20 protein-coding genes are annotated in these 23,530 nt (G+C 66.9%); 12 read left to right on the forward strand and 8 right to left on the reverse strand.

What is annotated here, in order from left to right:
* Positions 1 to 5: 5 nt before the first annotated feature.
* The 7 genes from hpaH (at position 6) to GYH29_RS14625 (ending at position 8,253) form a co-directional block, all read left to right on the forward strand.
* Positions 6 to 809 carry a 2-oxo-hept-4-ene-1,7-dioate hydratase gene (hpaH, locus tag GYH29_RS14595; RefSeq protein WP_161524014.1) on the forward strand — a complete coding sequence of 268 codons (804 nt, stop codon included), beginning with the start codon at positions 6 to 8 and terminating at the stop codon, positions 807 to 809.
* Between the two features lie 20 nt (positions 810 to 829).
* Positions 830 to 1,633, forward strand: coding sequence for a 4-hydroxy-2-oxoheptanedioate aldolase (gene hpaI / locus GYH29_RS14600; RefSeq protein ID WP_161524015.1), 804 nt, complete (start codon positions 830 to 832; stop codon positions 1,631 to 1,633).
* A gap of 102 nt (positions 1,634 to 1,735) precedes the next feature.
* Positions 1,736 to 3,130, forward strand: coding sequence for an MFS transporter (locus tag GYH29_RS14605; protein WP_019101024.1), 1,395 nt, complete (start codon positions 1,736 to 1,738; stop codon positions 3,128 to 3,130).
* 107 nt (positions 3,131 to 3,237) lie between these two features.
* On the forward strand, positions 3,238 to 4,407 hold the full coding sequence (locus GYH29_RS14610; protein WP_081576036.1) for a p-hydroxyphenylacetate 3-hydroxylase oxygenase component: 1,170 nt from the start codon (positions 3,238 to 3,240) through the stop codon (positions 4,405 to 4,407).
* 244 nt (positions 4,408 to 4,651) lie between these two features.
* Positions 4,652 to 5,572, forward strand: coding sequence for a p-hydroxyphenylacetate 3-hydroxylase reductase component (locus GYH29_RS14615; RefSeq protein WP_161524016.1), 921 nt, complete (start codon positions 4,652 to 4,654; stop codon positions 5,570 to 5,572).
* Between the two features lie 137 nt (positions 5,573 to 5,709).
* Positions 5,710 to 7,293 (forward strand): GMC family oxidoreductase, encoded by a 1,584-nt coding sequence (locus GYH29_RS14620; RefSeq protein ID WP_161524017.1) that lies wholly within the window; start codon positions 5,710 to 5,712, stop codon positions 7,291 to 7,293.
* 405 nt (positions 7,294 to 7,698) lie between these two features.
* Positions 7,699 to 8,253, forward strand: coding sequence for a cytochrome b (locus tag GYH29_RS14625; protein ID WP_019102688.1), 555 nt, complete (start codon positions 7,699 to 7,701; stop codon positions 8,251 to 8,253).
* A 51-nt stretch (positions 8,254 to 8,304) separates the two neighbouring features.
* On the opposite strand, the gene GYH29_RS14630 is transcribed toward GYH29_RS14625, so the two are convergent.
* The 4 genes from GYH29_RS14630 to GYH29_RS14645 form a co-directional block, all read right to left on the reverse strand.
* Positions 8,305 to 9,198: a SphA family protein gene (locus GYH29_RS14630; RefSeq protein ID WP_161524018.1), complete on the reverse strand. Its 894-nt coding sequence runs from the start codon at positions 9,196 to 9,198 to the stop codon at positions 8,305 to 8,307.
* A gap of 61 nt (positions 9,199 to 9,259) precedes the next feature.
* The gene (locus GYH29_RS14635; RefSeq protein ID WP_043639585.1) at positions 9,260 to 10,483 is read right to left on the reverse strand and encodes an MFS transporter; all 1,224 of its coding nucleotides are present in this window, start codon (positions 10,481 to 10,483) and stop codon (positions 9,260 to 9,262) included.
* Between the two features lie 163 nt (positions 10,484 to 10,646).
* Positions 10,647 to 11,624, reverse strand: coding sequence for a helix-turn-helix domain-containing protein (locus GYH29_RS14640; RefSeq protein WP_161524019.1), 978 nt, complete (start codon positions 11,622 to 11,624; stop codon positions 10,647 to 10,649).
* Between the two features lie 161 nt (positions 11,625 to 11,785).
* Entirely contained in the window at positions 11,786 to 12,766 is a 981-nt protein-coding gene (locus GYH29_RS14645) for a LacI family DNA-binding transcriptional regulator (protein WP_043590036.1), read from the reverse strand.
* A gap of 315 nt (positions 12,767 to 13,081) precedes the next feature.
* Between GYH29_RS14645 and ptsP the strand changes: the two genes are divergently transcribed.
* The 3 genes from ptsP (at position 13,082) to GYH29_RS14660 (ending at position 18,326) form a co-directional block, all read left to right on the forward strand.
* Positions 13,082 to 15,598, forward strand: a complete 2,517-nt coding sequence (ptsP, locus tag GYH29_RS14650) for a phosphoenolpyruvate--protein phosphotransferase (RefSeq protein WP_161524020.1) — start codon at positions 13,082 to 13,084, stop codon at positions 15,596 to 15,598.
* Positions 15,595 to 16,542, forward strand: coding sequence for a 1-phosphofructokinase (gene pfkB, locus GYH29_RS14655; RefSeq protein WP_161524021.1), 948 nt, complete (start codon positions 15,595 to 15,597; stop codon positions 16,540 to 16,542). Before ptsP ends, pfkB begins: the two co-directional genes overlap by 4 nt.
* 104 nt (positions 16,543 to 16,646) lie before the next feature.
* Positions 16,647 to 18,326: a PTS fructose transporter subunit IIC gene (locus GYH29_RS14660; protein WP_161524022.1), complete on the forward strand. Its 1,680-nt coding sequence runs from the start codon at positions 16,647 to 16,649 to the stop codon at positions 18,324 to 18,326.
* A 157-nt stretch (positions 18,327 to 18,483) separates the two neighbouring features.
* Here GYH29_RS14660 and GYH29_RS14665 read toward each other — a convergent pair whose 3' ends face one another.
* Positions 18,484 to 18,648, reverse strand: coding sequence for a hypothetical protein (locus GYH29_RS14665; protein WP_161524023.1), 165 nt, complete (start codon positions 18,646 to 18,648; stop codon positions 18,484 to 18,486).
* Here GYH29_RS14665 and GYH29_RS14670 point away from each other — a divergent pair.
* On the forward strand, positions 18,647 to 19,372 hold the full coding sequence (locus tag GYH29_RS14670) for a substrate-binding periplasmic protein (RefSeq protein WP_039755210.1): 726 nt from the start codon (positions 18,647 to 18,649) through the stop codon (positions 19,370 to 19,372). The genes GYH29_RS14665 and GYH29_RS14670 overlap by 2 nt on opposite strands.
* A gap of 66 nt (positions 19,373 to 19,438) precedes the next feature.
* On the opposite strand, the gene GYH29_RS14675 is transcribed toward GYH29_RS14670, so the two are convergent.
* The 3 genes from GYH29_RS14675 to GYH29_RS14685 form a co-directional block, all read right to left on the reverse strand.
* Positions 19,439 to 20,242 carry a hypothetical protein gene (locus GYH29_RS14675; protein ID WP_019101994.1) on the reverse strand — a complete coding sequence of 268 codons (804 nt, stop codon included), beginning with the start codon at positions 20,240 to 20,242 and terminating at the stop codon, positions 19,439 to 19,441.
* 36 nt (positions 20,243 to 20,278) lie between these two features.
* A complete protein-coding gene (locus GYH29_RS14680; protein ID WP_043590039.1) occupies positions 20,279 to 21,421 on the reverse strand; it encodes a hypothetical protein in 1,143 nt (380 codons plus the stop codon).
* 346 nt (positions 21,422 to 21,767) lie between these two features.
* Positions 21,768 to 22,325, reverse strand: coding sequence for a GNAT family N-acetyltransferase (locus tag GYH29_RS14685; protein ID WP_019100339.1), 558 nt, complete (start codon positions 22,323 to 22,325; stop codon positions 21,768 to 21,770).
* Positions 22,326 to 22,471: 146 nt separating this feature from the next.
* Between GYH29_RS14685 and GYH29_RS14690 the strand changes: the two genes are divergently transcribed.
* A complete protein-coding gene (locus tag GYH29_RS14690) occupies positions 22,472 to 23,515 on the forward strand; it encodes an alpha/beta hydrolase family protein (protein WP_019100338.1) in 1,044 nt (347 codons plus the stop codon).
* The last annotated feature ends 15 nt before the right edge of the window (positions 23,516 to 23,530 follow it).

A 23,530-nucleotide genomic window follows, 5' to 3' on the forward strand; every position in this document is an offset into this window, starting at 1 on the left:
CCCGCATGCTGAGCCATGACCAGATCCGCGCCGCCGCGCGCCGCTTGCACGACGCCGAGCGCGAACGCAGGCAGATCCGCCAGCTCTCGCTGGAATATCCCGAGATCACCATAGAGGACGCCTACGCCATCCAGCGCTGCTGGGTGGAAATGAAGCTGGCGGAAGGCCGCAAGCTCAAAGGTCACAAGATAGGCCTGACCTCCCGCGCCATGCAGATGTCCTCGCAGATAGACGAGCCCGACTACGGCTCGCTGCTGGACGATATGTTCTTCAACGACGGCGCCGATATTCCGGTGTCCCGCTTCATTGTGCCGCGGGTGGAAGTGGAGCTGGCCTTCATCCTGGGCCGGCCGCTGTCCGGCCCCGGCGCCACGCTGTTCGACGTCTACGACGCGACCGAGTACGTGATTCCGGCGCTGGAAATCATCGACGCGCGCAGCCAGTCCATAGACCCGGACAGCCAGCGCCCGCGCAAGGTGTTCGACACCATCGCCGACAACGCCGCCAACGCCGGCGTGGTGCTGGGCGGCCGGCCCATCCGCCCGCGCGAGCTGGACCTGCGCTGGGTGGCGGCGCTGATGTACCGCAACGGCGTGATCGAGGAATCCGGCGTCGCCGCCGCGGTGCTCAATCACCCGGCCAACGGCGTGGCCTGGCTGGCCAACAAACTCTCGCCGTTCGACGTCGAACTCAAGGCCGGCCAGGTGATTCTGGCCGGCTCCTTCACCCGGCCTGTGCCGGCGCGCGCCGGCGACACCTTCCACGTCGACTACGGCCCGCTGGGCGCGATCAGTTGCCGCTTCGTCTGACACCCTCTAGAGGAACCGCCATGCAACTCCCCGCCAACCCATTCAAAGCCGCGCTGCGCGAAGGCCGCAGCCAGATCGGCCTGTGGCTGGGCCTGGCCAGCCCCTATAGCGCCGAACTGCTGGCCGGCGCCGGTTTCGACTGGTTGTTGATAGACGGCGAACACGCGCCCAATGAACTGAACGACGTGCTGCTGCAACTGCAGGCTATCGCCCCCTACCCCTGCCACCCCATTGTGCGCGCCGCCAGCAACGACCCGGTGCGCATCAAGCGCTTGCTGGACATCGGCGCGCAAACGCTGATGCTGCCCATGGTGCAAAACGCCGACGAAGCGGCGCGGGCGGTGGCGGCCACCCGCTACCCGCCGCGCGGCATTCGCGGCGTGGGCAGCGCGCTGGCGCGCGCCTCGCGCTGGAACCGCGTGCCGGATTACCTGACGCGGGCCGACAGCGAAATCTGCGTGCTGGTTCAGGTGGAAACCCGGCAGGCTCTGGCCGCGCTGGAAGGCATTGCCGCCACCGACGGCGTGGACGGCGTCTTCATCGGCCCCGCCGACCTGGCCGCCGACATGGGGCATCCGGGCCGGCCGGACCACCCGGACGTGCGCGCGGCGATGGACGACGCCATCCGCCGCATCCGCGCCCAAGGCAAGGCCGCCGGCATCCTGATGGCCGACGAGGCCGAAGCGCGCCGTCTGCTGGAACTGGGCGCCCGCTTCGTCGCCGTCGGCGTCGACACCACCTTGCTGGCGCGCCGCGCCGAAGCGCTGGCCGCGGCCTTCCGCAGCCAAACGCCCGGCCTGCCGCCGTCCCCATCCGCCTACTGACCCACGGCGGGCCGCCCGGCCCGCCACACCCAAAGCGGCGACCACACAAGAACAAGGCGCCGCCCGGAGCCGGCTCCGGCTCCGCCCCCGAGGAGAACAAAGATGAGTCACACCCCCGCTCGCTCAAGCGCGAACGCGCGCAAAGTCGCCTACGCCACCGTGATCGGCACCGCCATCGAATGGTACGACTTCTTCATCTACGCCAGCGCCGCCGGCCTGGTGTTCAATAAGCTGTTCTTCGCTCCGGCCGGCGAGCGCTCCGCCACGCTGATCGCCTTCGCCTCGGTCGGCGTCAGCTTCCTGTTCCGGCCGCTGGGCGCCTTTCTCGCCGGTCACTACGGCGACCGGCTTGGCCGGCGCGCGATGCTGGTGCTGACCCTGGTGCTGATGGGCGCCTCCACCGCGCTGATCGGCCTGCTGCCCACCTATGAGTCCGCCGGCCTGCTGGCGCCGCTCGCGCTGATCCTGCTGCGCATCCTGCAAGGCATCTCCGCCGGCGGCGAATGGGGCGGCGCGGTGTTGATGGCGGTGGAACACGCGCCGCGCGGTCAGCGCGGCCGCTACGGCGCCTTCCCGCAGATAGGCGTGCCGCTGGGCTTGCTGCTGGCTTCCGGCGTGTTCGCGCTGATGAGCGGGGTGATCTCCCCCGGCGACGCCTTCCTGGAATGGGGCTGGCGCGTGCCCTTCCTGTTCAGCGTCGTGTTGCTGTTCATCGGCCAATGGGTGCGCCGCTCGGTGGAGGAAAGCCCTGTCTTCGAGGAGATCAAGGCGCGCAAAGCCGGTTCGCGCACTCCGGTGCTGGATCTGTTCCGCCGCCACGCGTCACTGGTGCTGCTGGCCGCGCTGGTGTTCGCCGGCAACAGCGCCGTCGGTTACATGACCACAGGCGGCTTCATCCAAAACTACACCACCGACCCCGCCGGCGCGCTGCGCATGGAGCGCACCCCGGTGCTGCTGGCCGTTGCCTTCGCTTCCGCCTGCTGGATGGCCTTCACCTGGCTGGCCGGCGTCTGGTCGGACCGCATCGGCCGCCGCCGCATCTACATCATAGGCTTCGGCGTGCAGCTGGCCGGCGTGCTGATGCTGTTCCCGCTGGTCAACAGCGCCGGCTTGCCGGCGGTGCTGCTGGCGCTGTGCCTGTTGTCCGTGGGCACCGGCCTGACCTACGGCGCGCAATCGGCCTTCTACGCGGAGCTGTTCCCCGCCTCGGTGCGCTTTTCCGGCGTGTCCATCTCCTACGCGCTGGGCGCCATTCTCGGCGGCGCCTTCGCGCCGATGATAGCCAAGGCCTTGATCGCCCAAACCGGCTCCACCGCCGCGGTGACCGCTTATCTGAGCTGCATGACGCTGATCGGCCTCGCCGCCGCGTTGCTGCTGCGCGACCGTCGCGACATCCCGCTGGGACCGGAGCACGAAGCCGAACAGGCCGCCTCGCCGATACGCTGGCGCGGATCCGTCTCCGCCGCCATGCGCGCAAATACCATGAAAAGTACCTAAGACAGCTTGGAAGGTGCATTCCAGTGCGTGGCATCGCTATCCATAATGCAAATTCGCTGAAGGTATTCATTATTATCCAGCGCCACCACGCACCCAGGAGACCCGCCATGCGCCACCCCAATCCCTTGCTGGAAACTCTGCTCCCCATCCTGCCCGCCATCGCCTCCAACGCGGAGCGGGCGGAACGCGAACGCACCGTGCCGGCGGAAAACATCGCGCTCTTGAAAAGCATAGGCTTTCACCGCGCCTTCCAGCCCAAGCCTTACGGCGGCCGGGAAATCAGCCTCCCGGAATTCGCGGACTGCGTGGCGGCGCTGGCCGGCGCCTGCGCCAGCACCGCCTGGGCCGCCAGCCTGCTGGCCACCCACAGTCACCAGATCGCGCTGTTCTCCGCCCGGCTGCAAGAGGAGGTCTGGGGCGAGGACCGCGACGCCACCGCCAGTAGCAGCATCGCGCCGCTGGGCCGGGCCGAAACCGCGGACGGCGGCGTGCTGCTCAGCGGAGAAATGGGCTGGAGCAGCGGCTGCGACCACGCCGAGTGGGCGATACTGGGCTTTCGCCGCCCCGGCCCGGACGGCGAGCCGCAATACTGCTTTGGCGTGGTGCCGCGCGCCGATTACCGGATCCGCGACGACTGGCACGCCGCCGGCATGCAAGGCAGCGGCACCAAGACGCTGCTGGTGGACAAGGTCTTCGTGCCGGAACACCGGATAGAAGCGGCCAAGGACATGATGGAAGGCCGCTCCGCCGGCTTCGGCCTGTACCCGGACAGCAAGATCTTCTACGCGCCTTACCGGCCCTACTTCGCCAGCGGCTTCGCCGCCATCAGCCTGGGCGTGGCCGAGCGCATGCTGCAAGTGTTCAAGGAACGCAGCCGCAACCGCATTCGCGCCTACACCGGCGCCCAAGTGGGCGCCGCGCTGCCCGCCTATATGAGGCTGGCCGAATCCACTCACCAGGTGCTGGCCGCGCGCGCCTTGCTGGAAGCCAGCTGGCGCGATCACGCCGAGCACGGCGCGGCCAAGCGCTACCCCACGGCGGAAACGCTGGCCTTCTGGCGCACCAACCAAGCCTACGCGGTGAAGATGTGCATCCAGGCGGTGGACCGTTTGTTCGAATCCATGGGCGGCAACTGTTGGCGGTTGGAAAACGAGGCGCAGCGGCTGTTCCGCGACGCTCATATGACCGGCGCCCACGCCTACACCGACTACGACGTCTGCGCCCAGATCCTGGGACGTTCGCTGCTGGGGCTGGAGCCGGACCCCTCCATGGTCTAAGAACCTGTTCATAATCTGCTGCGCTGCGACGATACCGCGTTAAAAACCGCTTCGAAATGCTCATGTACCACTTGTACATTCCGCTTTCTCAGCCGTTTTCGCCTTGTCTCGCTTTTGCTCGCAAGATTTTGAACAGGCTCTAAGAACGTGTTTACGATCTCGCGAGCAAGACTTTGAACAGGTTCTACCGCCCCTCCCACCCGCGCCTTTCCGGCTCCGCGCCGGGCGGCCTTGAGGACACGCCATGAACGCACCCGCCCCTGCCCACGACGCGCGCGCGCTGCGCCGCGCGCTCGGCAACTTCGCCACCGGCGTCACCGTCGTCACCGCCTCCACACCGGACGGCGAACGCGCCGGCGTCACCGCCAACAGCTTCAACTCCGTCTCGCTGGACCCGCCGCTGGTGCTGTGGAGCCTGGACAAGCGCTCCGCAAGCAACGCGGTGTTCGACCAGGCCGGCCACTTCGCCGTCCACGTGCTGGCCGCCGACCAGATTGAGCTGTCCAACCGCTTCGCCCGCGCCGCCTCGGACAAATTCGCCGGCCTGAAACCGGAAACCGGCCTAGGCGGCGCGCCGCTGCTGGACGGCTGCGCCGCCCGCTTCCATTGCCGGCTACATCAGCGGCTGGACGGCGGCGACCACTGGATTCTGCTGGGTTTGGTCGAGGCCTTCGACGACTGCGGCGCCGCGCCGCTGCTCTACCATCAAGGCATGTACGCCGCCGCGCTGCCGCGCGCTCGGCCGGCCGCTGCCGCGGAACCCCAGCCCGGCTGGCTGGGCGACAACCTGCTCTATCTGCTGACCCAGGCGCTGCAGGCCTACCAGGCCAGTTACCGGCCGCGCCAACTCGCCACCGGCCTGAGCGGAGGCGAAGCACGGCTGCTGCTGGTGCTGGAACAGCAGCCGGGGCTGGATGGCTGCGCATTGCAGCGCGAGGCGGCGATGCCGCCGGAAGCGATAGAACTGGCCGAGGCCGAGTTGCGCCGCAAGGGGTTTCTGACCCGCGACGCCGCCGGCTACCGCCTCAGCGAGGCCGGCCGCGAACAAGCCGCCACGCTGTGGCGCATCGCCGGCCAGCAACAGCGGGAGATCCAGGCCGGGCTGGGCGAACAGGATCTGGCCGCCTGCAAGCGCGTGCTGCGCGCGCTGATCCGCCAAGGCTGAACCTCCCTGCCGGCGCGTCCGCGGCGGTCAAAACCGCGGGCGCGCCCGGTCAAGGCCGCCGCGCGCGGCCGCCCTATGCTGGAGCAGCCGCCCATCCTCAAACAGAAGAAGGGCGGCGCGACAACAAGGGAGACTCCATGCGCGACTACGACTACATCCTCATCGGAGCCGGCTCCGCCGGCTGCGTGCTGACCCACAGGCTGATCGAAGCCGGCAAACGCGTGCTGCTGCTGGAAGACGGCCCGCCGGACAACAGTCCCTACATCCACATGCCGGCGGCCTTCATCAAGGTGCTGGGCAGCGAACGCACCGTCACCTACCGCAGCGAGCCGCAGCCGGAAGCCGCCGGCAGGCGCATCTTCGTGCCCCAGGGACGCACTCTGGGCGGCGGCAGTTCGGTCAACGCCATGGTCTACATCCGCGGCCAGGCCGCCGACTACGACGACTGGGCCGCTCAGGGCTGCGAGGGTTGGGACTGGGCGCGGGTGCTGCCCGCCTTCAAGAAGGCGGAAAGCCATATGCGCTTGTCCGAGCCCTACCACGGCGTGGACGGGCCGCTGAAAGTCAGCGACACCCGCTACCGTCATCCGCTGAGCCTGGCCTTCGTCCAGGGCGCTCAGGAAATCGGCCTGGCCTACAACGACGACTTCAACGGCCGCGAACAGGCCGGCGTCGGCTTCTACCACACCACCACTTTCGACGGACAGCGCGGCAGCACCGCCGCCACCTATCTGGCAGCGATCCGGCAACGGTCCGAACTGGACCTGCGCACCGGTTGCCATGTGCAAAAAATCGGATTCGACGGCCGCCGAGCCTGTCAGGTGGAATGGCGCGACGCCGGCGGCCTCCAGCGCGCGCGCGCCACGGCGGAGATCGTGCTGTGCGCCGGCGCGCTGTCCAGCCCCAAACTGCTGATGCTGTCCGGCATCGGCCCCGCCGCGCAGCTGCGCGAACACGGCGTCGCCGTGCTGCGCGACGCGCCGGAAGTGGGCGCCAACTACCAGGACCATCTGGAAGTGTCGGTCTACGGCCGCGCCCGAGCGCCCATCAGCCTGCTAGGCCAGGACCGCGGCCTGGCCGCGCTGCGCCACGGCCTGCAATGGCAGTTGTTCCGCACCGGTTTGCTGAGCTCCAACGTAGTGGAATCCGGCGGTTTCGTCGACACCGGCGGCGGCGGCCGGCCGGACATTCAGTTTCATGTGCTGCCCACCCTGGTGGGCGACGTGGATCGCGAGCCGCTGCCCGGCCACGGCATTTCCATCAATCCCTGCCTGCTGCGCCCCAAATCGCGCGGCAGCGTCGCGCTGGCCAGCGTCGACGCGGCCGCGCCGCTGCGCTTCGACAGCGGCGCGCTGCGCGAGGCGGAGGATATCGCCGGCCTGCTTCGCGGCGTCAAACTGGCGCGTCGCATTCTGCGGGCGCCGTCGATGCGCCGGCTGATCGCCGAAGAACTGCTGCCCTCGCCGGCGGAGCACGCCGACGACGCGAGGCTGGAGCAGCACATCCGCCAATTCGCCAAAACCGTCTATCACCCGGCCGGCACCTGCCGCATGGGCGGCGACGCCGACGCGGTGGTGGACCCGCGGCTGCGCGTCAAGGGCGTGACCGGTCTGCGGGTTTGCGACGCCTCGGTGATGCCCTCCATCGTCTCCGGCAACACCAATGCGCCGGTGGTGATGATCGCCGAGCGCTGCGCGGAATTCATGCTCTCCGACCAGTAAGCCGCCACCGCAAGCCCCTGTTCCGACAGGGGCGGCCGGCAGCGAAGCCGCCTCCGACACAAACCGTGCTGCGCCGGCTAGATTGAGCCGTGGCTTCGCCTCCCAGACCTTGCCAAAAAATCATTAGAACCTGTTCATAATCTGCTGCGCTGCGGCGATACCGCGTTAAAAACCGCTTCGAAATGCTCATGTACCACTTGACCATTCCGCTTTCTCAGCGGTTTTCGCCTTGTCTCGCTCTTGCTCGCAAGATTTTGAACAGGCTCTTAGAACTTGTTCATGATCTATTCTGATTTCTCAGAACCTGTTTTCGCCTTGGCTCGAGAGAGCGTAAACAGGTTCTTAAGCTTCGCATAAGCTTTGCATTCCATGCTGCACGCATTACCCCATGCAAGGACATTCCTCATGCTGCGCAATACTTCTCAACGCTATGGCGCGGTTTCCCGCGCGCTGCACTGGCTAGGCGCTTTAGGCGTCATTGCCGCGCTGATTTTCATTGAAGCCAAAGGGATTTTCCCCAAGGGCACGCCGCTGCGCGACAGCGTCAAATACGCCCATATTCAGGCCGGACTACTCGTCTTGTTATTGCTGTTTCCTCGCCTGATCTGGCGTGCGGGCAATCCGTCGCCCGCCATCACCCCCCAGCCGGGCCGGCTGGCGACTTTGGCCGCCAAGGCAGGCCACTGGTTACTCTACGCTCTGATGCTGGCATTGCCGCTGCTGGGCATCGCCTTTATCCAAGCCGCCGGCAAGAATATAGACTTCTTTGGTTTTCCTCTGCCCTTGCTGCTCCCCCCCATGCCGGATATCTCGCACGATCTCAAGGAAGCTCACGAATGGCTGGGCAACGCTCTCATGTGGCTGGCCATCCTGCATGCGGCCGCGGCGTTATGGCACCACTTCATCGTCAAGGACAACACTCTGACCCGGCTAATCGGGCCACTGCGCGTCTCCAAATAAAAAGTGCCGGGCGCACGCGCCCGGCACTTCCTCCCGCATCAATCCCTTCCGCTACAAAGGCAACACCAGCTTGAGCCACAAGGCATCGCCCTCCGGCCGGTTTCGCACTTCGAACTCCTTCAGCCACCTCAGCTCCAAGCCGGCCTTGTCGAACTGATAGCGCAGCGCCGGGCCGATGGCGAAAGCCTGGCCGCGAAAGCCGTTGCCCGCCACCGCCTGACCATGCTGGGTATCATCCGTGGTCTGCTTGATGAAATAGCCGTTCAACCCCAGCCGCCAGGCCGGGCCGGCCGCGTAGCTCAGCGAGTAGTCGAAATGGAACTGCTGGCCGGACTGGTAATCGATGTCCCGGTTCTTGCCGTTGAAGGTGTAGCTGATCTTGGACGAGAGCTCCCAGCCGGACGCCGGCAGATAGGAAAAGGCGAACACCGGCCGCAGCGAGTAATGATTGGCCCCCAGGTTCAACATCCGATCGCGATCATAACTGCCGGAGGGCAGCACGATGTCGGCCGCCAGCGCCGTATGCAGCGGCCCGGCGTCGCCCCAGGCCAGCACCGGCCCCAGTACCGCGTCGCCCAGGCCGCTGCGGCGCTCATGCCCACCGCCCGCGTCCAGGCTCAAGCTGGGCAGCGGCGCCAGCGCGAAACCACCCAAACGCCCGCCCCACAGCGTCCGGTCCGACATATACAGCAGCCGCGGCACCAACACGTCGGCCTGCAGTTTGAAGCCCGGCACGGAAGCGTTGCCGGCATCGTCGTTGAAACGCTTAGCCTGATAATGGGTGTAATAGAACACGCCGTACCAACCGGCCGGCGGCAGCGCGCCGGCAAGAAAGCCCTCGGCGCCGGCGCCGATGGTGTCCGCGCCGGACTGGGTGGCCTGAGCCGTTACACAGGCCAACGCCGCCGACAGCCCGGCCAGCGTATTGATCAAAGTCTTGTGCATGATGTTCTCCGTCAGGGAGTGCGGCGTCCCGGCGCAGCGGGACGCGCAATGAGAATGGCGCTCAGGTCGGCGCCCGGTCGGCTTCCGGCACGGCTCCGCTCGGCTTCAGCCGCAGCGGCGCGGTTTCGCGCAGGCCCAAGGACAGCAACGCCGGCAACAGGGCGCCCGCCATGGCGATCCACATCACGATGGACAGGCCGTAGCGGTCCGCGGCGAAGCCGGCCACCGTGGGCGCGACAAAGCCTCCGGCCAGTTCGCCCACTCCCATGATCATGCCCAGCGCGGTGGCGATGCGCCGCGGCGACACCGTTTCCGCCGGAATCGTGGCCATGAACAGGGTGAAGCAGCCCAAGCCGGTGTAGCTGAGAAACACCAGCGGCAGCAGCCAGGCCATGCGATCCACGTTGAGCAACACCAAGGGGCAGCAGGCGGCGATCAAGGAAAACCCCACCATCGCCGGCTTGCGGCCGATGCGGTCGGAAATCGCCGGCACCAGCGCGCCCCACGCCACCCAGGCGAAGCCCAGGCTGCTCATCACCGCTCCCATCGCCTGCGGGCTCATGCCCTTGACCTGAATCAGAAAGGTGGGCGTGAAGGAGATCAGGATGATGAACCAGGTGATGTAGCTGCAGGCGATCAGCACGCACAGCAGAATGTTGCGCTCGCCCAGCAACGAGACGAAGCCGCCGCCCCGGCCTGCCGGCATCGGCGCGGGCGCCGGCTCGCGCACATGCCGCCAAACCAGCCAGGCGATCAGCAGCCCGGGCAGACAGGACAGGTAGAAGGCGGCGCGCCAGCCGTGGGTCTCGGCCAGCGCCACCAGCAGCGGCGGGCCCAGCACAGCGCCCAGCAGGCCCGGCGCCGAGCCGTTGACGATGCCCATATTGAAACCGCGCCTCGCCGGCGTGGACGCCGCCGCCAGCAGCGATTGGGAAATGGGCAGCACCGGCCCTTCCGCCACCCCCATCAGCGCGCGGAACAGCAGCAAGGACAGGAAACCGGCCACCAGGCCGGAAGCGGCGGAAAACAACGAGAACGCCAGCACCGCGGCCACCAGCATCGGCTTTTTCACGCCGCGCCGGTCCGACCAGGCCCCCAGACCCAGGCCGGACAAGGACCAGGTCAGCGCCAAGGCCGACGCCAGCATGCCCAGATGCGCGGGAGTCAAGCGCAGTTCGGCCGCCATGAAGGGAAAGAGAAAGGACAGCGCCAGCCGATCGAAAAACACGAAACCGAAGCTTAGCGCCAGGATGGCCAGCAATTTGTTTTCATAGGAGAGGCGCATGGCGGGCCTCTCTTTCGCCAGCGGCGCGCGCGCGGCCGCCCGGCGGCGAACCGCCCATTTGTGTGTGCATGATGATGTCTCCTCTTTATTAGGTAGGCGTCAGCCATGCCCGGAAGCGCGGCGGACCCGTCCACTCTAACGATGGGGAGAGCGTGAAATTTGCCTAATGAGGACAGTCTTGTTGTCTGGAAAGGACGCGCGCGGCCAAGGCTTCGGCCCGGGTCTGGCTCGGCGTTTCACCGTAGCGGCGTTTATAGCTTCGACAGAAATGGGCAATGTGGTTGAAGCCCCAACGGAAAGCCAGTTCGCTGATCGATAGGTGGCGCAAGGCCGGATCGGCCAGGTCGACCCGGCAACGTTCCAGCCGACGGCCCCACAGATGGCGCGTCACCGATTCGCCTTCCTGTTCGAAGATGCGGGCCAATTGGCGCGCGGACACCCCCACCGCGCGGCTGATGCGTTCGCAGTCCAGATCGTCCTCGGCCAGATGCCGTTCGATATAGGCCTTTGCCCGCCACAGACTGCACAAAGTGGATCGGGAAGCAGGCAAACCCTGACGCGCGCTCCACAAGGAGTGCAGCCATTCCAGCAACTGGCTGGCCAAATGCCGCCGCGCGGCCGCGCCGCCGCTAAGCAAGCGGTGGGCCGCCAAGGCGTCCATGCCTGCGGCGCGTTCAATGCGCACCAGACCGCGCTCGTTCCACACGCCCACCTGCTCCTGGAACAAGGGCCGCGGAATGTCCAGCACGGCCATCGCCATGTCGGCCGGAAAGCCGTGGCCGTAAGGGCGCGCGGTATCGTACAACACCACGTCGCCCGGGCCGTGGCGGGCGCACTCCACGCCCTGATGGCTGAAGCCCTCGCCCTGCAGCATCAGGCAGGCAAAGATGGAGTCCCGGCCGTCCCGGCTCAGGCTATGCCCGCTGCGCGTCACCGCATGCTGGTTGGCGCGTATCGTGGCCATGCGCAGCAAGCCGAAGTCCTGCCAGTCCAGCGAAGCCTCCAGCCGCTCTTCCGGGCGGCGGTCGCACTCCACCCGGACCAGTAAGCGGTCCACCTCGCTCAGCCAAAAATCCAGCTTGTCGCCGTCCGCCGCCTGGCGGGTGGAAAGGTGAATGTCTCCGGTGAAACGCGTATCCATGACAGGCCTCCTCCTAGCGGCCGCCCGGCTGGGCGGCGATGGCTGAAACGGCATCGGCAAATCATGGCACAACATTTAATACATTAAAAATCAAACCCGCGGCCCTCGGCCGGGCCGGGCGCGCCCCTGTCTCGCCTCCGCCACAGCGGCTGAAGCCAGCGCTAGGCCAAGCTGGAGCCCCGAACCACTAGCCGGCCGGTCAGCACCACTTTGCGCGTTGAGCGCTGCGGCTGCTCCAGGCGCTCCAGCAACATCGCCATCGCCGCGCGGCCGATCTCGTCCACCGGCTGCTCTATCACCGTCAGCCCCGGTCCGGCCAGCTCCGTCCAACTGTCGTTGTCGAAACCGGCCAGCGCCAGCTGCCGCGGCAGTTCCAGGCCCAGCGCGCGCACCGCGCGCATCGCGCCCAGCAGCAGCAGGCCGTTGCTGATCACCAGGGCCCGTGGCGCCTCGGCTTCGGCCAGCCAGGCGGACACCGCCTGCTGCGCCGCCTCGGCCGTGGGCGCGACGAAACGCGCCGGCGCGGCCAGCCCGGCCTCCGCCAACGCGGCGGCGAAGCCCGCGTGTCGTTCCGCTCCGGTACTGCTGGTATTGCCGAACAACCCGCCGATGCGGCTATGGCCCTGCTCGCGCAAATGGCTGACCAACAGGCCGGCGGCGGCGGCGTTGTCCAGCACCACCGCGTCGGCCGCGCCGCCGGGCGCGGCCCGGTCGATCAACACCACGGGAAAACCCAGCGCCTCGGCGTCCAGCGTCTCAGCCGTGGCGCGGGTGGCCGCGAAGATCACCCCGGTGACGCGCTCCTCCTGCATCAACCTGAGGTACATCGCCTCCTTGTCCGGGTTCTCGTCGGTGTTGCACAGAATCACCCGCATGCCGGCCTGGTAGGCCACATCCTCCACCGCGCGGCTGACCGCGGTGAAGAAGGGGTTGCGGATATCGGACACGATCAGGCCGATGGTGTCGCTGTGCCGCGAGCGCAGGCGCCGCGCCGACAGATTGGGGCGATAACCGGTGGCGGCTATAGCCGCCTCCACCTTGGCCTTCAACGCCGCGCTGACCGGGCCCTTGGCCAGAGCCCGCGACACGGTGGCCACCGACACGCCGGCCGCCTGCGCCACATCTTTGATGCTGACCGTCATATGAAATCGTTTTCTCTCGCCATAATCGGAATTACGTTTACGCAAGCATACCCCCAAAGCGTAATTTTACAACACTGTCGCTTGAGACAGCACAAAGATGTAGCGCCAGTGCTACGAGCATGTTGACAGTAAAAATGTAATCGTTTTCAATTCACTCAACACACGAACGGCCCCCCTCCGCAAAGACAGCTGGCGGGCGCGAGCCGATCCGCTATACAGAGCCTGTTCGACTCCGCGCCGGCCCCCGGCCGCGCGGCGGAACTCGAAGAGGTTACAAACACCCCGCAGCTACCTGAACCGACAGAAGAGACCGCCATGCACGACACCGGATCGCCCTCCTCCCTGATCCAGCCAGAACTGATCCGGCTGGGCTGTCAGCCCGCCGACAAAGAGGCGGCCATCCGCCTGGCCGGGCAGTTGCTGGCCGACGCCGGCTGCATAGACCCTGCCTACATCGACAGCCTGCTGCGACGCGAAGCGGTGGCCAACACCTTTCTGGGCAACGGCCTGGCCATCCCTCACGGCATGGTGGAAGACCGCCAGTTGATCCGCCGCACCGGCATCGCCATCGTGCAGATTCCGGACGGTCTGGAATGGAACCCCGGCCAGCGCACCCGGCTGCTGTTCGCCATCGCCGCCCAATCCGACGAACACATCACCCTGCTGCGCCGTTTGACCCGGCTGCTGCAAGACGAAGTCCGGCTCGAACAACTATTCAACGCAAGGGACGCCGCCCAGGTGCAGGCCTTGCTGGAAGAGACGCCGCCGGCCGCTGCCGGCGAAGCGGCCGCCGATCTGGCCGAGCGCGCGCAATGGATAGTCGACTACCCCAACGGCCTGCACGCGCGCCCTGCCGCGCAATGGGTGGAGGCCGCGCGCCGCCACGCCGCCCAGCTGCAAGTGCGCCACGGCCAGGACGCCGCCGACGCCAAGAACCTGATCAGCCTGTTGCAACTGGGCCTGCGCCACGGCGACACCGTCACCGTATCCGCCCAAGGCCCCGACGCCGCCGCCGCCCTGACCGGCCTGTTGTCCGCCATGCGAGACGCCTCTGCCCAGGAACAGACCGACGCCGCGCTCGCCGCGCAAAAAGCGCAGCTGCTGGCGGCGCAACAGGGCTGGATTCCGCCCGGCCACCCCTTGTCCATCGCCGGCGTCGCCGCCAGCCCCGGCCTCGCCATCGGCGTGGTGCGCGTGCTGCACGCCGGCCAGCTCAAAGTGCCGGACCGCCCGGTGGCGCTGGGCGAAGGCGGCGACCGCCTGCACGAGGCGCTGAGCGCCACCCGCGCCGAACTGTCCGAGCTGGCCGCGGCCACCGCCAGCAGGCTGGGCAAAACCGAAGCCGGCATTTTCCACGCCCAGGCCGAACTGTTGTCCGACACCGATCTGATCACCCTGGCCTGCCAGCTGATGGTGGGCGGCCACGGCGTGGAATGGGCCTGGCACCAAGCGGTGGAACGCATGGCGGAACGGCTGGCCGCGCTGGGCAACCCGCTGCTGGCGGCGCGCGCAGCCGACCTCCGCGACGTGGGCCGCCGCGTGCTGCGCCAGCTGGACCCGGCGCTGAACAGCGCCACCCTGGCCGACATCGACGGCGACGACTGCATTCTGCTGGCCGCCGATCTCACCCCCTCCGACACCGCCACCCTGGACACCGGCCGCATCCGCGCGCTGGCCACCGCCCAAGGCGGCCCCACTTCGCACACCGCCATCCTGGCCCGCACCCTGGGGCTGCCGGCGCTGGTGGCCGGCGGCCCGGCCTTGCTGGACATCGCCGATGGCACGCCGGCCATCCTGGACGGCGTAGGCGGCCGGCTCTACCTGAACCCCGGCGAGCAGGACCTGGCCTCGGCCCGCGATTGGCTGCAGGCCCAGCTGCGCACCCAGCAGCAACAGGCGGAACAGCGGCAGCGCCCGGCCATCACCCCGGACGGCCACCGCGTTGAAATCGCCGCCAACATCAACCGCCCTGACCAGGTGGCCGCCGCGCTGGACGCCGGCGCCGAGGGCGTGGGCCTGATGCGCACCGAATTCCTGTTTCTGGAGCGCGAACAGTCGCCAAGCGAAGACGAACAGTTTCACACCTACAGCGCCATGCTGGACGCGCTGGACGGACGGCCGCTGATCGTGCGCGCACTGGACATCGGCGGCGACAAACAGGTGGATTACCTGAAGCTGCCGGCCGAAGAAAACCCCTTCCTCGGCATGCGCGGCTCCCGTCTGCTGCTACGCCGCCGCGATCTGCTGGAACCTCAGCTGCGCGCGCTCTACCGCGCCGCCCGCGGCGGCCAGCCGCTGTCCATCATGTTCCCGATGATCACCTCGCTGAAGGAAATCACCCGGCTCAAGGGCTGGTGCGAAGGCATACGCCGCGAGCTGGACGCCCCGGCGGTGCCTCTCGGCATCATGGTGGAAGTGCCCGCCGCGGCCCTGCTGGCCGATCAACTGGCTGAATACGTGGATTTCTTCTCCATCGGCACCAACGACCTCACCCAGTACACGCTGGCGATGGACCGTCAGCACCCGGAACTGGCCGCCGAGGCCGACAGCCTGCATCCCGCCGTGCTGCGCCTGATCCAGCACACCGTGGCCGGCGCCGCCCGTCATCAACGCTGGGTGGGCGTGTGCGGCGGCATCGCCGGCGACCCTTTCGGCGCCGCGCTGCTGACCGGCCTGGGCGTGGCCGAGCTGTCGATGAGCCCGCGCGACGTGGCCGCGGTCAAGGCCAAGCTGTGCGCCAACGGCCACGATCGGCTGCGCGACCTGGCGCAGCAGGCGCTGGCCTGCGACAGCGCCGATGAAGTGCGCATGCTGGCGCGGGAGCTGACATGAGCGCCCGCGTCCACACCGTCACCCTCAATCCGGCGCTGGACCAAACCATCGCCCTGCCCCGGCTGACCCCCGGCGCGGTCAACCTGGCGCAAAGCGCCAGCGGCAACGCCGGCGGCAAGGGCGTCAACGTGGCCAGCTGCCTGGCTGACTGGGGCGCGCCGGTAAGCGTTTTCGGCCTGCTGGGCCGCAACAACAGCGAAGCCTTCGAACAATTGTTCCTGGACAAGCGCATCGCCGACCACATGCTGCGCCTGCCCGGCGACACCCGGGTGAACATCAAGCTGGCCGACCTCTCCAGCGGCGATACCACCGACATCAACCTGCCCGGCATCGCCGCCGGCGAAGCGCAGCTGGAGCAAGTGGGCGCCGAGCTAGCCGCCCGGCTGAACCCCGGCGACGTCGTGGCGCTGTGCGGCAGCTTGCCGCCCGGCCTGCCCGCCAACAGCTATCTGCGGCTGTGCCGATTGCTGCGGCCCCTGGGCGCGCGGCTGCTGCTGGACAGCAGCGGAGAAGCGCTGAGCCAGGCTCTGGACGGAGACGCGCCGCCTCACTGCGTCAAACCCAATCGCCATGAGCTGGAGCTCTGGGCCGGCCGCGCCCTGCCCGACACCGCCGCGGTGCTTGCATGCGCGCGCGAGCTGCTACAACGCGGCGTGGAACAAGTGGTGGTGTCGCTGGGCGCGGACGGCGCGCTGTTCGTCGGCCGCGACCGCTCTCTGCGGGCCTCCTTGCCTGCGCAGCAGCCGCTGAGCACCGTGGGGGCCGGCGACGCCTTGGTGGCCGGCCTGGCCGCGGCGCGGCTGGATGGACTGGAGCTTGAGGCGGAAGCCCGGCTGGCGGTTGCCTTCGCCGCCGCCAAACTGGCGCGCGTCGGCCCCCACCTGCCGCCGCCGGAACAGGTGCGCGCATTGGCGGCTCAAGTCCGGCTGCAAAGCCTGGATTAAGAGGCAGCTTACGATCCGCCTCGCGTAGGTGGATGAGCCGAGGCGACGCGGCATCAGGGGCTTTGCCCACGGCTCCAAACCAATAACACAAGGGAAACAACGCCATGAACCTAATTGCCATCATCGACGCCGGCGAGCGCAGCACCCAGGGCCGGCTGGCCGCGGAAGCGCTACGCCAGGCCGCCCAGCGGCACGGACATGCCCTTAAGCTGGAACTGAACGGCGCGCCGCCGCTGAGCGCGATCGAACTCGCCGCCGCCCAGGCCGCGCTCTTGATCGGCGCCTCCGCCGATCCGCGCCTGGACAGCCTGCCCGCGCTCCGCCTGAGCCTGGACCAGGCCTTGGCCGATCCGGCCGAGGCCGTCCGCCGGGCCGCGGCGCTGAGCGCGCCCCAAACCGACGCCTTGCGCATCGTCGCCGTCACCTCCTGCCCCACCGGCATCGCCCACACCTTCATGGCGGCGGAAGGCCTGAGCCAGGCGGCTCAGGCGCTGGGCCACGCCATCCGCGTGGAAACCCAGGGTTCGGTGGGCGCGCAAAGCGCGCTCAGCGCCGGCGAGATCGCCGAAGCCGACCTGGTGCTGATCGCCGCCGATACCCAGGTGGAACTCAGCCGCTTCAAGGGCAAACGCCTCTTCCAAAGCGGAACCAAGGCCGCCATCAACGACGGCCAGGCGCTGCTGCGCCGCGCCATCGCCGAAGCCGCGCCGCACCAGCCGGACACCGCCGACACTCCACCGGAAAAACCGGCCAGCGAGCGCAACGGCCCGTACAAGCATCTGATGACCGGCGTGTCCTTCATGCTGCCCTTCGTCACCGCCGGCGGCATCATGATCGCGCTGGCCTTCGCCCTGGGCGGCATCTACGCCTTCGACGACGCCCACAAGGGCACGCTGGCCTGGGCGCTGTTCCAGATCGGAGCCAAATCCGCCTTTGCACTGATGGTACCCATCCTCGCCGGCTACATCGCTTACTCCATCGCCAACCGTCCCGGCATCGCGCCCGGCATGGTGGGCGGCATGCTGGCCGCCAGCCTGGGCTCGGGCTTTCTTGGCGGCATCATCGCCGGCTTCATCGCCGGTTACGGCACAGACTGGCTGAATCGAAAAATCCGGCTGGGCCGTAATCTGGACGGTCTTAAACCGGTGCTGATCCTGCCGGTATTGGGGTCGCTGCTGGTGGGCCTGCTGATGATCTACGTGATCGGCGGGCCGGTGGCTGCCTTGCTGGGCATGCTGACCGAGGCGCTGAAAAGCCTGCAAGGCAGCAGCGCGTTGCTGCTGGGCGCCATCATCGGTTCGATGATGGCCTTCGACATGGGCGGCCCGGTCAACAAAGCCGCCTACGCCTTTTCCACCGGCTTGATCGCCAGCCAGGTGTATACGCCGATGGCCGCGGCCATGGCCGCCGGCATGACGCCGCCGCTGGGCATCGCGCTGGCCACCAAGCTGTTCGCCGACCGCTTCACCGCCGACGAACGCGAAGCCGGCAAGGCCGCCGGCGTCTTGGGCCTGGCCTTCATCAGCGAAGGCGCCATTCCTTTCGCCGCGCGCGACCCGCTGCGGGTGATCCCGGCGCTGATGCTGGGCTCCGCCGTGGCCGGCGCCATCTCCATGTTGGCCGGGGCGGAACTGAAGGTGCCGCACGGCGGCGTCTTCGTGCTCCCCATCCCCAACGCCGTCAGCCATCTGGGCTTCTACCTGCTGGCGCTGTTGGCCGGCACCGCCGTCACCGCGGTTGCGCTGCGCGCCTTGAAGAAACCCGCCCAGGCCACCGCGGCCTGAGCCTCTCCCGCTATCTAGCAAACAAGAGCCCCTCCCGGTCATCGCCGGGAGGGGCTTTGCAACTGGGGTTTCAATGGCGTTGCGCCAATGCAAGGCGAATCACGAACCAGCACAGAGACGCCCCCGACTGCGGACGCGCCAACCCGGCCAAAGCGCTCTACACCGAGGCCGAGGCGCGCTCGAACGCCTGATCAATGCGTAGTTCGTCCCCCGGCACCACCATCAGCAAGGCCGCCACGGGACGCTTGCCAAAACCGCCCGGCTTGCCGCCCCGCCCCGCCCCGGCTATACCGACGGAAGGCGCGACTGCGGGAGAAACCATGAGGCGTGTGTTGAGCATGCTGCTGTTTTGCGGGACGGCCTGGGCGGCCCAGCCAGAGGCTTGGCGCATTGTCGGCGACATTCAATTCGCGCCCTACAGCTACCAGAACGAAGCCAACGCCAAGCCTCAAGGGCTGGACGTGGAGATTGTCCAGGCGGTCATGGCCGAGGCCAGAATTCCCTACCAACTGCATCTCTACCCCTGGGAGCGCGTCAAGCAAATGCTGGGCAACGGGGACGTGGACATGGCTTTCCAGTTCGCAGGCACCGCCGAGCGGCGCGCCCAGTACGAACTCGCCGGCCCAATACGCACCGGCCGCACCATCTTCATGGTGTTGAAACAAAACAGCCTGCAAAACTGGAACACTCTGGCCGACCTGGCGCCGCTGACCATAGGGCAGGTCCACGGCTATGCCTACGAGTCCGCCTTCGACAAAGCGCCGCTCAAACGCGACGCCAGCGCCACCAACCCCGAACAACTGCTGCTGATGCTGCTGGCCGGCCGCATTGACCTGATCGTCGGCGACCGCGGCCAACTGCTTTACTACGCACGCCAGCTGCGCGCACTGCCGCATGTGCGCATCCTGCCCAAACCTCTGGTGGAAATGCCGCGCTTCGTCGCCTTCTCCAAAGGCGACAGCCGCGCCGCTCAATTCAACGCCGCGCTGGCCCGGCTGCAGCAAAACGGAAAGCTGCAAACGATTTACAACCACTGGCAGCAATAAGCCGCCGCCTTCGGACGTAAAAAGCCCGGCAGTCTCCCGCGGGAGACAAGCCGGGCCCGACCTTGTCTACAAGCAGCCGGCTGTGCCACCGCCCACATTCAGCCTGGCCGCCGCGTTGCCGCGCAAGGACATCACGTTATCCTTCAAGGACTGCAAGCGACGACCGTTGAACTCGTGCGCCAGCTCGCGCGCCGCGCTGCCCTCCGCCTCCTCCGCCGCCTTGGGCAGATAGGATATTTTGATGTCGGACACGTAATTGGTTTGATTGGCCAATTGCTGGCGGATCACATTGTCGCAAGATGCGCACGGCGCCTGCGAGATATAACCCACCATGCGTCCGCCGCGCGGCACCGCGCCATCCAGAATGTCCTTCTCAAAGGTTTTCAGCGCCTTGAGTTCCGCATCCGTGGCCTGCTGGCCTATGGTGGCGGACAGCTTGCCATTGGGCACGTTCACATTAGTGGCCGCTTTCTCCACGCTGCTCTGCCGCAGGAAGCCGGGATAAGCCCGATGGCCGGCAGAATTGGCCTCGTAAAGCAAATCCGCGGCGTCCTGGCCGGACATTGCGTTATAGACACGAGTGCCGCCGTTGTAGCTGTACTCGAAACGGGCTACCGTGGCCCCGCGCCATTTGGCCGCCAGGTTCTTCAACTTGGACGAGGACGGCGGGTTGGCCTTGGCCGCGCCGCTGACGCCGTTGACGTGGTACTCCATCGCGTTGACCAGTTCGCCCGGCACCAGGCTGTTCTTGTCAGTCACCTTGCTGATGTCCACTGTCGCGCCGGCCAGCGCCGCCTGGGACAGCGCCAACGCCAGAACCGTCCAGGCCGCCGCGCGCGCTTGCTTGAATATACGCATAGTCATAGTCATGTCTTCATTCCTGTTCGCATTGTTCGAACATCATGCTCAAATCCGGCAGAAGCGGCTGAGATAGCCGGACTCCGTGGCCGCGACTTCTTCTTCGGTCAAGGCCGCCTCGGCCCCCAGCTCGGACGCTTCCAAGGTGGAGAAAAACTCCGCCGCCGCCATGCCTTCCATCAGCAGGGCAATCGGCAACAGCAGTTTGGCCAGGCGTTGGAAGCCGCTGCTCTCCTGCTCGGACGGCGGATGCGGCTTCATTTGCTGCTGATAAAGCTGGCGATACCAGCCGCTCAGCTTCTGGTCGGTCATATTGGCGTAGCACAGCTTGCCGCTGCTCTCCGGGTAGAGATTCTTGCCGTCCTTGGCGCAGGGGAAATCAAACAGATAGCCCTTGCGGTCCTGGTAGGCCGCCGCCAGCCGCGCCACGCGGAACTGGGCGGCGGGCTGAAACTGACCGCTTTTGAAACCGGCGGAGTTGAAGCGGGTGCGCCGCACCTCGTTGTGCAGCAAGTTCATCAAGTAATGCTTGTCGTATTCGGACAGGCTGTTCACGCCAGTGGTGGCGCTGCTCAGGTAGCGGTCCAGCACCTCCTTGCGAATGCCGTTCTGCAACTGCTTGGCAGCCGGCACTTTCTGCGTCGCGTCGCGCAGCAACTGCGCCGCCACCGCGAACTTGGCGGCGATGGTGCTGTAGCCATAGCCGAACACATCCAGGCTCTTGTAGAAAATGTCTCCGTCCACCCCGGCCTTGAAGGCATTGGCCAGCACCAGCCTGTCCTCGTCCTGGCGGTAGCCGGCGCGACGACGATTGAGGTCCACGTCCGTGCCCGGCAAGGCTTTGTTCAGGCCCATCTCGCTGGCGAACAGTTTCACCGAATCGTCCAGCGTCAGATTGACGCGGTGGTAGCGGTTGAAATCGCTGAGCGCGTTATTCCACTCTATGGAATTGATGATGGGCGGCTGGGGATTGAGTTCGGAATAAACCGAGCCCGGCGTTTTCAGAAACGCCCCGGCGATCTTGTCGCCGCCGAGATCGGCTTGGCCATGGTTCTTGGTCTTGTGGTACAGCACCGACTTCAACAGCGTGTCGGGCACAAAGGTTTCGGCCATCGCCGGCGGCGTCAGCAGCAAGCCGGCGGCTGCCAGGCCGCATAGCCAGCGCGAACGCCGAACTGAGGTTTGGGTCATCACGGACTCCAATGAGGGTTAGAAACAGGAGGGATACATGTCGTTCTTTCAGAGCCGGTTTACGATCTGCCGCGCGTCGGCGATACGGCCGTGAAAACCGCATCGAAAATACGCGTGCCGCGTATCCGAGCCACGCTGTTGCAGAGGCGGAAACATCAGGCGCGAGCCGGGCTGCCACCCGTCCGCAAAAAATAAGAGAACAATGAAATTCTAATAGATTAGAGCCTAAGCTCAAGGTTCCCCAGTGAATTGCAAAAATCGCTCATCAAGCATAAAGCCAGCCCTCACCTCATGCCGAAGGCAATAAAAAAGCCGCCTCGCGGCGGCCATCGCTTCTCCCTCAACCTCAAACCTCGGGCGCCGCGGCGCGCCACTCCGCTTCCGACAAAAGATACAGACAGTGTCGCCGCAGCGGATGCCCGGCCTCCAAGGCGGGATGATCGAAGTCCCGGCCGCTATCGCGCATGCCCAGCCTCCGCATCACGCCTTGCGACGGCAGATTGGGCAAGGCGGTGAAGGACACGATTTCGTCCAGCCCCAAGATCTCGAAACCAAAAGCCAGCGCCCGGCGCGCCGCCTCGGTGGCGTAGCCCCGGCCCCAGGATGCTCGCCGCAGGCGCCAGCCCGCCTCCACGCAGGGCATGCACGGCAGTTCCGCGCTCGGCACCGCCAACCCGACGAAACCGACAAAGTCGCCGGACGCTTTCTCCTCCAGCGCCCAAAATCCCCAGCCGCGCGCCGCTATCAGCCCGCGTTGGCGCTCCATGCCGTCCGCGCTCTCTTCCTCGCTCAACAGCGCCGGGAAATAACGCATCACCTCAGGATCCCGCCCCATGGCGGCGAAGGGCGCCAGATCCTCGTCCCGCCATTGGCGCAGCAATAAACGCTCCGTCTCCATTTCCATCTCTTTAATCCTTCCCATACAAACTCATTCGCTCCGCGCTCGCCATTATCACGGAACCGTAACCGCCGGCTGAGTAAAATCTGCAAGGCACGCCGTCCGCGTCCCATTAGCATGCGGCGATCAACCTTCACGCGCGTCTACCCATCATGCTCATTCAAACTTCCCGCGCCGCCATCCCCCAAACGACGGCGGCGGACGAACCCGCCCGCTCCAGCGTCGCGCCAAACGCGATGTCGGCGCGGCTCAAGCAAACGGAAAACCGCGCGGACGCCCCCGCCTCCTCGCGCACCGCGCCGCGCGTCAATCCGCTGGACGGCCTCTGCGTGCAGCAGCCGCTGGAAGACCTCAACCCTGAAGCCGCCCGTCAAAGGCTCAAGGACAGCGCGCTGCTTGCCAACTTCCCCTATAGCCGGGACCTGGACAGCCTGCGCGCCACCCAGTGGAGCCCGGACGCAGAACTGGCGCGCCTGCTGGCCAAGGGCGGCAAGCTGGAGTTTCAACCACAGCAGGCGCGCTTGATGGACCCGGAAAGCGGCATGGTGGCCTATGTGTTCCGCAACAAGGCGGCGGGAGAAATCCGCCTGGTTTTCGGCGGCACCACCAGCGGCCGCGGCGTGGGCGGCTTGGCTCAACGCAACCTGAAAAACCTGGCCAGCGTGGCGCGGCAATGGCGCGCCAACATCGGCAACGCCGCTTTCGGCGGCCGCCCCGCCTGCTACGCCCAAGCCGCCCAACTCACCGCCAAGTTGCAAACGCTGGCCGCCGGCCTGCCGCTGATGCGCGGCGGCGAACCCGACTACATCGTCAGCACCGGCGGTCATTCTCTGGGCGGCGGCATGGCCGCCTACGCGGCGATGAAATTGTCCACTCCGCAACGTCCCGTCCACGCAGAATGCTTCAGCAGCGCCCAGTTCGGCCGCGGCCTGCAAAACGAACTGCTGACGCGCCACGGCAACGATCTGGAGCAAGCGCGCGCGGCCTCTGCCCATATCCGTCATTACTGCGTTCAGGGCGATCCAGTGCCGGCGTTGGACGGCCTGCTGCCCGTGCGTCACGTCGGCCAGCTTTACCTGCTGCCGGCAAACCGCCAGGCCGACGACAGCCGCCTGGGCCGCCACGACAAATTCCTGGACCATGTGCAAGACTTCGTCGCCAGCGCCTGGCAAGGACAATCGAGGTTTTACGCCTAGAGCGCCGGATCACGG

It is taken from the genome of Chromobacterium haemolyticum, assembly GCF_009936155.1.
Lineage (GTDB): Bacteria > Pseudomonadota > Gammaproteobacteria > Burkholderiales > Chromobacteriaceae > Chromobacterium > Chromobacterium haemolyticum.